Genomic DNA, 12,178 nt, shown 5'->3' with positions numbered 1-12,178 from the left:
CTTAAACTTCTAATGTCTCACCGACTGCAAGGATCTGGCCCACACCTGCCGGCAATAAATTCACGAAGGTTTGCGGATCTTGCTTGATCATTGGAAACGTATTGTAATGGATCGGTACTACTTTGCTCGCGTTTAAAAGCGCCGCTGCTGTTGCAGCATCTTGAACGCCCATCGTAAAATTATCCCCGATCGGTAAAAACGCCACATCGATGTCGAAACGTTCACCGATCATCGCCATATCGCTAAAGAGGGCAGTATCGCCAGCGTGGTAGATGGTTTTGCCTTCTGCTTCTAAAATGATCCCCACTGGATTGCCCATATAGATCATCGTTCCGTCTTCTTCAAGACCAGAGCTGTGTTTCGCTTCCACCATTGAGATTTTGCCAAACGGGAACTCAAAAGAGCCTCCCATATTCATGCCATGCGTCTCAGCAACGCCTTTGCGGGCTGCATAGCGGCAAATTTCAACGACACTGATCACTGGTGCTTCATTTCTTTTGGCGATCGGCACCATGTCCCCAATATGATCGCTATGACCATGCGTGATCAAAAGCCAATCGGTTTCCACTGTGTCTGCATCCAAATCAGTCAGAGCATTTCCAGTAATAAAAGGGTCAAACAACAATTTTTGGCCATCCGCTAATTGGATAGCAAGCACCGAGTGTCCGTGATACGTAAGTTTCATACAACATTCCCCTTTCCATCTAAGTAATACAGTCTAATATTTTTCATTATAACAGATAACGCCAGAAATCCAAAAGCACAAATTCTGACAGCTTTATTACATCCGTCCTTTTTCTGGTTCTTGTCAAGAAAAATATAAAAACTGTTCTACCCTTTCTGAATAAGGAATAGAACAGTTCGACCTGATGACTTCAAGCGATCATAGCGTTTTCTTACGTCCACCTTGTTTATAGATGCGCCAGACTGTTAAGAATAACGCCGTGATACAAAGAAGGAACGCCCCAAAGAAGGTGATTTTCATGCCATAGGCAAAAATATCTGCCCGACCTGCGATATAGGTCGTCACATGCTTCCCATAGGCTTGACTCATTGCGGCATAAAGAATCGTCGTTGCTAAGGATATCCCTAAGACCATGCCCAAGTTACGGGCAAAGGAATTTAGACTACCTGCCACCCCAAGATTTTCTTTGGTGACGCTGCTCATCACCATCGTATTGTTGGGGGATTGGAACAACGAATTGCCTAACCCTATGATGGCAGTAGCGACGACATAGTACCAAATCGGCGTATGCTGATTCATAAACATATACATCAGCTGAGTGATGGACAGCAACGCTAAGCCAGCTAAGACCAAGATCTCCGGTCCTACACGGTCCGTCAAATAGCCGCTAAGTGGTGAACCGATGACCATCATCAAAGGAAAGACCATCATCAGCATTCCTGCCACGCTCGGCGTTAAGCCTCGGGCACTTTGCAAGTAAAAGGGAATCACGACATTGACAAAAAAGTTTGCAGAAAAGATCAGCAACGCCGTGATCAGGCTCATGGTGAAAATTTTATTACGAAAGATCCCAAAGGTAATCAGCGGTTTGCTCACACGCGCTTCTACTCGCAAAAAGACGATGAATGCCACTAAGGCGATCCCCACCAACAGCAGCGGCAGCCACGTTAGAAAGCCACGCTCTTGTCCAAGAAAAATGCCGCCGAAGAAGCTGATAATTGCAATTGAAAACAGCACAAACCCGGTTTTATCGATGGAATCATGACTCATGGTGATATCTTTTGGCAACACCTTTTCTCCAGCAATCATCGTCAGAATACCGACTGGAACATTGATCCAAAAAATAAACGGCCAAGAAAAATGCGCCAAAATCACTCCGCCTAATCCAGGACCGGCGATGGATCCTAACGAAACAAAGGCACCAATCATCCCTAAGGCACGTCCTCGTTCACTCATAGGAAAAACTTCAGTAATGATTCCGGTATTTGTTGCCATCGTCATGCTGGCACCGATCGCTTGCACGACTCGGGCAAATAGCAGAAATGCTAAGGAATGATTAAACCCGCATAACAGCGAACCGATAATAAAGATCAGCATCCCGAAGCGGAAAACTTTGATCTTGCCCCAACTATCCCCTACCTTACCGAATAACAAAAGGCAGGCACAAACGATCATCAAGTAGACGGATACGACCCATTCCGCTTGATTCATAGGGACACCCAAATCTGCCGAGATCGTCGGCAATGCGATATTTACGATACTCCCATCCAGTGTTGACATAAAGGTAAACATCGAAACAGCAATGAGAATCCACCACTTTCTCTGTTGTACTACGGGATTTTCTTGATAACTATTCACAAATCGACCATCCTCTCTTTGCTTGTTTTGTTCCTCTAGTCTTAGGGGGACAACTTTGTATTATTGATCGAAATCCATTCGCCGTCAATCCTTATCTGCTCATCACGACCAAAACAAGGGGCATTTTGTAAAAAAACCGCCGCCTGTTTCTTTCATAAAAAAAGACAAAAGCTTCGGTGAAAAGAAATCGGCCGTCAAACGGCTATTCTTTCACCTGCTTTTGTCAGTAGGTCAAAACGAATTATTTACGGTTGCGATTTCTTTGGCTTGATTCCATGATGACCGGCAAGATGACGGGACGGCGTTTGGTTTGTTCAAACAAGAAACGACTCAAACGATCACGGATATCTTGTTTCAATTTGCTCCATTCAAACTCTTCATCATGAAGGTGTTTTTCTACGATTTCTTCCACGATCTCGCCACTTTCACGAATCAGATCGCGACTAGCTTTCACGTAGACGAATCCGCGAGAAGTGATTTGTGGTGCAGAAATAATTTTCTTTTCACGACGATTGATCGTCACTACCGCAACGAAGATTCCGTCTTCAGATAAGACTTTGCGGTCTCGCAGGACGATATTCCCAATGTCACCGACACCGATCCCATCGATCATGACGTTTTCCGCTGGAACCGCACCTGCGGCAAGCATTTCGCCTTTTTTGTACTCTAACACATCTCCACGAGCAGTAATGAAGATATTTTTCATCGGAATCCCGACTTCTTGCGCCAAGTCCACATGGGCGGCTAATTGGCGGTACTCGCCTTGAATAGGGATAAAGTACTTCGGTTTCATCATATTCAACATCAGCTGCAGATCATTCGGGTTGGCATGACCAGAAACACGGAAATTATCCGAGATCTGTTTCACGGTACCGCCAGCGCGATAGATGATATCTTCCGTTTTCGCAACCACAGTTTCCATTGCCGTTGTCGGCGTTGTTGTGATGTAAACAAGATCTCCTTTTTTGATGCGCAGCGTCCGGTGAGAGCCGTTGGCCATTTTTTGCAACGCTTTGATTGGTTCACCCATACGACCTGTTTCTAAAATCAGCAACTGTTCGTCTGAGTATTTTTTCATTTCTTTTTGGGTGATCAGCAAGTCTTCGGCAGGTAATTTTAATTTCCCTAACTTCATGGCCGTTTTGATGATCCGACCAAAATCTTGCCCGGTCAAAACGACTTTGCGATCAGAACGAAACGCCGCATCTAATACTTGTTGCACCCGTTGCAAATTGCTGGCAACACTAGCGACGATGATCCGACCTTCCCAGTAACGGATATTGTCGTAAACTTCATCTTGTATCGTCAATTCAGAAGCGATCGGCGTTGGATTTTCGGCATTTGAAGACGTGCTTAGCAATGCTAAGACGCCTTCTTTTCCAATTTCCGCTAAGCGGCCAAAATCGGTTTGATACATAGGGATCGCTGTTTGGTCAAACTTGAAATCTCCTGTATAAACGATATTGCCAGCTTCTGTTTTGACGCTGATCCCAACAGAATCAGGGATGGAGTGGGTCGTACGGAAAAAGCTGATGGTCGCATGACCAAAGTCGATCTCCGAATGTTCATCGATCACATGAAAATCTTTGAAGCGCTTGGTAGCTTCATTTTTATTCACGGTCAATTTTGCTAGTTCGATCGTTAACTCGGTCCCAAAGACCGGTACTTGGATATTCTCCAAGAAATAAGGCAATGCACCAATCGCATCTGCATGCCCATGGGTCAAGAAGACACCCGCCACACGGTCGGCATTTTCTTCTAAATATGTGAAGTCTGGAATCACTGTATCGATCCCTAATAATTCATTTTCTGGATAACGGACACCGCAATCCAGCACAAATATATCCTCGCCAACTTCAGCAATGTACATGTTCTTTCCGTTTTCGCGTACACCGCCAAGAGGAATGATTTTTATCGTTTCCACTTTTATTCACCTCTTAATTTTTTTCTACTGTATTATTTCCCAAGCATAAGCCGTCACTATTATTATACAACAAAAAAAAGAAAAGCGTGGCATTCACCACACTTTTCTGAAAAACTTATGGTTTACACATGAACTAATCCTTGCTGATGCAGGCTTTCGGCGATTTGAACGGAGTTCCATGCCGCCCCTTTCAGCAAATTATCAGAAACGACCCATAAATGCAAGCCGTTTTCGACATCCAAATCTTTGCGAATCCGACCAACAAAGGTTTCCGTTTTGTCCACACTGGTTAAAGCTTGCGGGTACACTTGTTGACTTGGATCATCTTGCAAGACAGCTCCTGGCGCTTCGCTGATCCACTGTCTGACTTCCTCAACACTAGCATGGTCTTTGGTCTCGATATAAATCGACTCTGAATGACCGCTAAACACAGGGATCCGCACACACGTAGCTGCTACTTTGATCTGCGTATCTTCCATGATCTTCTTCGTTTCATTGATCATTTTCCACTCTTCGTAAGTATAATCCTCTTCGGCGAAAACATCGATTTGCGGCAAGGCATTAAACGCGATTGGGTAGTGCTTTTTGTCGCTGCCTGCTGGTAAAATCTCAGGGTTTAGTTCATCAGCGGCTTTGCCAGCTAATAATTCTTGAGATTCGCGAGTCAATTCAGCCAAGGCTTGGGCGCCAGCACCTGAAACTGCTTGATACGTTGAAACCAAGACCCTCGATAAACCGACTTTTTGACGAATCGGTTCTAACGCCACCATCATTTGAATCGTTGAACAATTCGGATTGGCAATGATTCCTTTATGTTGCGCTAATGCATGAGGATTCACCTCAGGAACGACTAGAGGAACATTCGGGTCCATCCGAAAATGACTGGTATTGTCGATCACGACTGCACCGTGTTTGACTGCTTCTGGAGCAAATTGTTTTGAAATGCCGCCACCGGCACTGAACAAGGCAATATCGACGCCTGCAAAGGAATCTGTGGTCAGCTCTTGAATAACGAGCGGTTCATTTTTGAACACAAGGGTCTTCCCAGCAGAACGTTTGGATGCCAACAACGTTATTTTTTTGATCGGCAACGTGGTCTTCTCCAACATCTCAATCATTTTTGTTCCTACTGCGCCGGTAGCTCCGACAACTGCTACGTGATACCCTGTACTCATCAAATCACTCCTCGAATAAAAATACATTTTTACTAGTTTATCATATCTTGTAAAAAAGAAAAGACCTTTCGTGGAAAGAAGCGCAAAAAGAAGGCAATACTGTCTAAATTTTCAATCTTTTCCCCCTTTGCAGAAAAAATCTACCTATATTTAAGGGTTATCATTTGTCACATTCAGGTGTTATAGGATATAATACCGACAGAAGGAATTTTGGGGAAGATTCTTTCCAACGTGCATGGGGAAATTAAAAATACCCAAAACATTGAATGAGGCAAGAATTGCATATGCAATTCTTGCCTCATTTTTATGCTTCATTCGATTCTTCGTTGTTTACTTTCACGATAGCAAAGCCTTTGTTATCAATAATCATCGTTTCATCTTCCAGTTGGACAAACTGTTCCATCAGGATCGAATCAGGACGAGAAAGAGTGATTTGGTCATCGCCCGTATTGAAAATACCGATGATCCGCTGTGCCCCTAACTCTCGTTCGAAAATGATCAGTCCATCCTCTTCCGAAACCCAGTTCCAACTCAAGGAACCTTCTGATAAGACTTTCTGGTTGTCTTTGCGAATGCTGATCAATGAGCGAGTGAAATGCAGGAGATCACGATCTTGCTTTTCTTCTTCCCAAATCATACATTTACGGCAATCCGGGTCCATATCGCCGGTCAAACCGATCTCATCACCGTAATACAGGCAAGGAACGCCTTGTTGCAGATACGTAAAGGCCATCACTTGGCGCATCAAGTCTTTGTCTCCTCGAGCCAAAGTTAACAAGCGCGGGGTATCATGAGAATCCAAGATATTGAACTGCACTTGGTTGGTTTGCTCCCGATACAACATCAGCTGGTTATTTAATTCCGAGACCATTTTCGTCATGGAGATCTCGTCTTTGACAAAATATTCAATGATTGCATCCGTAAAGGCATAATTCATTACTGCATGAAACTCGTCGCCTTGTAACCACCGTTGAGAAGAGTGCCAAATTTCCCCAAGGATATAAAAATCATCTTTGGCATCATCACACACTTGGCGGAATTTTTTCCAGAAGTGATGACTGACTTCATTGGCAACGTCCAAGCGCCAAGCATCGATATCAAACTCTTCGATCCAATAACGAGCGATCTTCAACAAATAATCTTGCACGTCGGGATTTTCTGTATTGAGTTTTGGCATATGCGGCGTAAAGGCAAAAACATCATAGGTGATGTCATAAGCATCTTCAAAGTTTTCCCCTTCTTTGTAGTTGACAGGAAACTCATTGATGTGGAACCAATCAGCAAAGGGCGAATCTTTGCCGTTTTTGATGACATCTAGCCATTGATGCGAAGTATCCCCCATATGATTGAACACAGCATCTAGCATGACTTTGATACCGCGTTTGTGGCATTCCTCCACTAAGCGTTTAAAGGTGTCGTTATCCCCAAACGCTGGATCGATGGCTAAATAATCGATGGTATCATACTTGTGATTCGAATAGGCCTCAAAAATCGGACAGAAGTAGATCCCATTGATGCCTAGATCGACGAGGTAATCCAAATGATCGATGACCCCTTGCAGATCCCCGCCGAAAAAGTCTTGGCGATCGGGATTTTTTGAACCCCAAGGCAATACACCTTCTGGATCATTTGATGGGTCCCCATTTGCAAAGCGTTCAGGGAAGATTTGATACCAAACGGTTTCTTTTGCCCACTCGGGAATTTTGAAACGATCGGCTTCTTGGAAGTAAGGCATCCGAAAATAATTGTTGTTCATTTCTAAATATTGCTGCTCAAAAGGATAGACCCCGTGGTCTCCATAAAAGACATGCAACCCATCGTAACTTTCGATGGAAAAGCCGTAAGACAAACGGCGGAATTCTGCTCCGACCGATACTTGCCAATAATCATGCAAGTCCGTGGAAAGAATTTTTTTCATTTCAATTCTTTGCTGGTACCAAGCTTCTTTATACAGTGTGTAAGGATCACCGCAAAGCAGCTGGACATGGCGGACGTCTTGACGGGCGGTACGCAAACGGATATGCATTTTATCCTTCTCGTACAAATACGCAAATTCACTTTCGGGACGATGATAAATGGCAGTAGTATTCATAGCAGACTCCTTTGACTTGTTTGATATACTCATTGTCGCACAAATCAGAAGTCAAAACAAGAGAAAAACGCAATCGGTTGCTTTATCTAAAAAATCGATAATATAAGTTAATATGAAATTAATTCAGTAATTAAAAAGCAAACGATTGCTTCGCCCTTTTTTAATCAAACGGCGTATTTTTCTCACATTGATTGCCAGTCCGTAAAATGTCATATTTCCGCAAGATCCCCACTGCCTCCGTCAACGACTGACTCAACTGCTGGATATCTTCTGCAGCCATTTGAGCGGTTTTGGCATTCAAGCGGTCTTCCACTTGTTTTTTCTTTTGGACAAATAACTGCTTCCCAGCTTCTTCCAAATAAACATTGACGTTGCGGCGATTGACGCCGTTGGTTTTGCGGACCACAAAGCCAGCCTTTTCTAACCCCGAGATCGAACGACTGATTTGGACTTTTGACGTACCGATTTGCTGGGCCAACTCAGACATCGTGATTCCTTCATTACTAGAGATCACCACGAGTTCCAAGATTTCCATTTTGGTCAATTTTAAATCTTCCAGACCGATTTCTTCAAACAATATGTTTCCCATCAGCGAAAAGATCTCCGCAAATACCGCCATATTGAATGTTCCTAACGCTTTTTCCATACTCTCCCTCTTTTCTGTCTTTAGTTTAGTATAAATTATTTGTTTAAACAATGATAATCGTTGATTTTTGTTAACCATTATGATAGCGTGGTTACATAATGAAAATAATCGTGAAAACGGCAAGAAAAGAGTGACAGCATGTTAGAATTAAAAGATATCAAGAAGTATTATACGGTTGGCGCCAGTACTACAAAAGCCCTCGATGGTGTCTCCGTCGCCTTTCGTAAACAAGAGTTTGTTGCCATTTTAGGGCCAAGCGGCTCTGGGAAAACAACCATGTTGAACGTGATCGGCGGCTTAGATAATTACGATTCTGGTGATATGATCATCAACGGCAAATCAACGAAATCCTTTAAAGATCGTGACTGGGATGCGTATCGGAACAATTCGATCGGCTTTGTCTTCCAAAGCTACAATTTGATCAGTCATTTAGGCATCATCGACAACGTCGAGCTTGGGATGACCTTGAGCGGTGTGTCAAAAGAAGAAAAACGCGCAAAAGCAACCGATGCTTTGACGCGTGTGGGCTTAGCTGAGCATATGCACAAAAAACCAAATCAGCTTTCTGGTGGTCAAATGCAGCGGGTAGCGATCGCTCGTGCCTTAGCAAATGATCCTGATATCCTTCTTTGTGATGAACCAACAGGTGCCTTGGATTCAGAGACCAGTGTCCAAATCATGGAACTGATCCAAGAACTATCAAAAGAAAAATTGGTCATCATGGTTACCCATAATCCTGAGTTGGCGCACAAATACGCTGGACGGATCATTGAGTTCAAAGACGGACGAATCATTAAAGATTCGAACCCTCATGTCGAAGGACAAAAGAAAGACCAATTCGAATTAAAGCACACTAAAATGAGTTTCATGACTGCCTTACGTTTGTCGTTTAACAATATCCGCACCAAAAAAGGGCGCACCTTCTTGACAGCCTTTGCTTCTAGTATTGGAATCATCGGAATCGCCATTGTTTTGTCACTGTCAACGGGATTCCAAAAACAAATCGACAATACCCAGTCAGAAACATTAGCTCGTTTTCCGATCACGATCTCGCAAGTAGCCACTGAACAAGATCCATCAGCCATGGGGACGCGGGAGAAATCGGAAGATTTCCCTTCAGATAAAGAGGTCACTGCCAAATTAAGTGATGCGGATCGTGCAACCCATATCAATAAAATCGATCAAGAGTTTCTCGATTACATCAACGACATTGATCCTGAATTAAGCAACAATATCGGCTACACTCGTTCTACTTCCTTGAACCTTTTCCGTAAGATCGATGATACTGTGGAACAAGTCAGCTTCTCCAATGCATCACCTGACAATGAACAGACCAATGCCATGATGTCTGCCATGAGTGCCTCCACCGGGATTGGGGTTTCGACTTTCCCCGAGCAGTTATCAGAGGATAACGGCAATTTCTTAAAAGACAACTACGACCTTTTAGAAGGCAGCTACCCAAGTGCTAGCACAGATGTCGTTTTGATCGTCGATGAAAACAACGTAACGAATGTCAATGCATTGATCAATCTCGGTTTTGACATTGAAGATGGCGACAAGGTGTCCTTCGACGATATCGTGGGAACAAAAATCACATTGGCGTCTAATGATGCCTTTTACACCGAATTACCAACTGGAAACTTCATTCCAAATCAAGATTTAAATGACGTTTTCGATAACAGTAACAACAAAGAATTAACGATCAGCGGAATCTTACGTATCAAGCAAAACTCTACGATGAACTTGCTGTCAACTGGCATTGCCTACAGTGATGCCCTCGCGCAAGAAGTCATCAAAGAAAACCAAGACTCAGCGATCGTCCAAGCCCAAAAAGACAGCGACACCAACGTGATGACGAATGAACCCGTTGACGAAAGTGCTAAAGATTCATTGATCGCTTATCTTGGCGGCAGTGATTTGCCAAACAGCATTATGATCTATCCGAATGATTTCAGTGCCAAAGAAAAAATCCTTGATTACTTGGATGACTTCAACAAAGGCAAAGACAAAGAAGACCAAATCGTTTATTCCGATTTAGCGGGTACGATGACTCAATTGACTGGTGGCTTGATGGATGCCATCACTTACGTCTTGATCGCTTTTGCAGGGATCTCCTTGGTAACTAGCATGATCATGATCGGTATCATCACTTATACCTCTGTACTTGAACGTACGAAAGAAATTGGGGTCTTAAAAGCATTAGGTGCTCGCAAGAAAGACATCACCCGCGTCTTTGATGCCGAAACCTGTATTTTAGGGATCGCTTCAGGAGCTTTAGGTGTCCTGATTGCTTGGTTAGCCACATTCCCGATCAACGCAATCTTATATAGTATGACTGATCTCGAAAATGTTGCTCAATTAAATCCGGTCCACGGCCTGATCTTGATTGCTGTCAGCACCGTCCTAACGATGATCGGCGGCCACATACCAGCTCGAATGGCAGCGAAAAAAGATGCAGCGATCGCTTTACGCGCCGACTAATTTTATAAGAAAACCCATCAGACAGCAGCCATTCCTTTGGCTGCTGTTTTTTTGTCCTTCCTTCTGACTTCCAAAAGGTTTCTCTTGAAAAATTCATAAATGAGGAATACAATAGATTTGTTTTTAGGTACACCTAAAAAGATAGGACGTGAAACGATGAATGATGAAAAAAAATTGATCCAAGCGGCCAACGGTCCTAGCTTGGAAGAAATAAATAATACAGTTGCCATTCCAAAAAACGGCAGCTTTTGGCGCAATCTCTTAGCGTTTTCTGGTCCTGGGGCATTGGTAGCCGTGGGCTATATGGACCCAGGAAACTGGATCACCTCGATCGGTGGCGGTGCTGAGTATGGCTATCTCTTACTTTCTGTGATCTTGATTTCCAGTTTGATCGCTATGCTGCTGCAATACATGGCAGCCAAGCTAGGGATCGTGACCCAGATGGACCTTGCGCAAGCAACTCGTAAACACACCAGCAAAGGCTTAGGCTTTGTTTTGTGGATCGTCACCGAATTGGCTATCATGGCAACGGATATCGCGGAAGTGATCGGAGGAGCGATCGCTCTCAATCTACTATTCGGCTTACCTTTATTAGTTGGGGTCATCTTAACGATTTTCGATGTACTGCTTCTGCTCTTTTTAATGAAATTGGGTTTCCGAAAAATCGAAGCGATCGTCATGACACTGATTTTGGTCATTATGCTGGTCTTTTGTTACGAAGTCATTATTGCTCAACCAAATTTGCCTGCTGTCTTGCAAGGCTTTATTCCCCAAAAGCAAGTCTTGAACCATGGACAGCTGACAATGGCGTTGGGGATCGTTGGTGCGACTGTGATGCCGCATAATCTCTATCTGCATTCTTCGATCTCCCAATCACGAAAAATCGATCGCAGCGATACCCAAGAAGTGGCAACGGCCGTGCGGTTCGCTACTTGGGATTCCAATATCCAATTATCCGCTGCGTTTTTGGTCAATTGCCTGCTTTTGATCTTAGGAAGCGCCTTGTTCTTTGGTCATAGTGAAGAAGTCGGCACCTTCTCCGCGCTGTTTGATGCTTTGCAAGATTCCTCCATTGCTGGTGCTGTCGCCAGTCCAGTCTTGAGCGTTCTGTTTGCCGTGGCACTCTTGGCATCTGGTCAAAATTCAACGATCACTGGGACACTGACGGGGCAAGTCGTGATGGAAGGATTTATCCATATGAAGATCCCTACTTGGGCGCGACGTCTGATCACCCGTGGCTTATCGGTGATCCCCGTCTTGCTTTGTACGATTTACTTTGGCGGCAACGAACAAGCCTTGGACGATCTGCTGATTTATTCGCAAGTCTTTTTAAGCATCGCCTTACCCGTTTCGATGATTCCGTTGGTTCTTTTTACCAGCTCAAAAAAAATCATGGGGGAACGCTTCAAGAATCCGCTATGGGTCTCTACCTTAGGCTGGATCTGTGCCCTTGCACTGACGGTCTTGAATGTCCGCTTGATCATCGAAACACTCGGCAACTTCTAATAGAAAAAAAGCTTACGAGCTAGCCTCGTAA

Annotated in this window: 8 protein-coding genes; 2 read left to right on the top strand and 6 right to left on the bottom strand. The window is 44.0% G+C overall.

From position 1 onward, the window contains the following. Window position 1: 1 nt before the first annotated feature. The 6 genes from ACI3E5_RS03425 to ACI3E5_RS03400 form a co-directional block, all read right to left on the bottom strand. On the bottom strand, window positions 2-685 hold the full coding sequence (locus ACI3E5_RS03425) for a metal-dependent hydrolase (RefSeq protein WP_005228247.1): 684 nt from the start codon (window positions 683-685) through the stop codon (window positions 2-4). Between the two features lie 198 nt (window positions 686-883). After that, a complete protein-coding gene (locus ACI3E5_RS03420; RefSeq protein ID WP_498820767.1) occupies window positions 884-2,323 on the bottom strand; it encodes an MFS transporter in 1,440 nt (479 codons plus the stop codon). Between the two features lie 241 nt (window positions 2,324-2,564). Beyond that, entirely contained in the window at window positions 2,565-4,247 is a 1,683-nt protein-coding gene (locus ACI3E5_RS03415; RefSeq protein WP_142965541.1) for a ribonuclease J, read from the bottom strand. 122 nt (window positions 4,248-4,369) lie between these two features. Then, window positions 4,370-5,422, bottom strand: coding sequence for an aspartate-semialdehyde dehydrogenase (locus ACI3E5_RS03410; protein ID WP_010749982.1), 1,053 nt, complete (start codon window positions 5,420-5,422; stop codon window positions 4,370-4,372). A 304-nt stretch (window positions 5,423-5,726) separates the two neighbouring features. After that, a complete protein-coding gene (locus ACI3E5_RS03405) occupies window positions 5,727-7,514 on the bottom strand; it encodes a glycoside hydrolase family 13 protein (RefSeq protein ID WP_005228237.1) in 1,788 nt (595 codons plus the stop codon). A gap of 160 nt (window positions 7,515-7,674) precedes the next feature. Next, on the bottom strand, window positions 7,675-8,160 hold the full coding sequence (locus ACI3E5_RS03400) for a MarR family winged helix-turn-helix transcriptional regulator (protein WP_010749984.1): 486 nt from the start codon (window positions 8,158-8,160) through the stop codon (window positions 7,675-7,677). 138 nt (window positions 8,161-8,298) lie between these two features. Here ACI3E5_RS03400 and ACI3E5_RS03395 point away from each other — a divergent pair, with 138 nt between their 5' ends. Beyond that, entirely contained in the window at window positions 8,299-10,641 is a 2,343-nt protein-coding gene (locus ACI3E5_RS03395; RefSeq protein WP_096741681.1) for an ABC transporter ATP-binding protein/permease, read from the top strand. A gap of 156 nt (window positions 10,642-10,797) precedes the next feature. Then, the gene (locus tag ACI3E5_RS03390) at window positions 10,798-12,147 is read left to right on the top strand and encodes an Nramp family divalent metal transporter (protein WP_074934138.1); all 1,350 of its coding nucleotides are present in this window, start codon (window positions 10,798-10,800) and stop codon (window positions 12,145-12,147) included. The last annotated feature ends 31 nt before the right edge of the window (window positions 12,148-12,178 follow it).

This window comes from Candidatus Enterococcus avicola (assembly GCF_047470845.1).
Classification (GTDB): domain Bacteria; phylum Bacillota; class Bacilli; order Lactobacillales; family Enterococcaceae; genus Enterococcus_D; species Enterococcus_D casseliflavus.
This window is presented reverse-complemented; position numbering and strand designations above follow the sequence as displayed.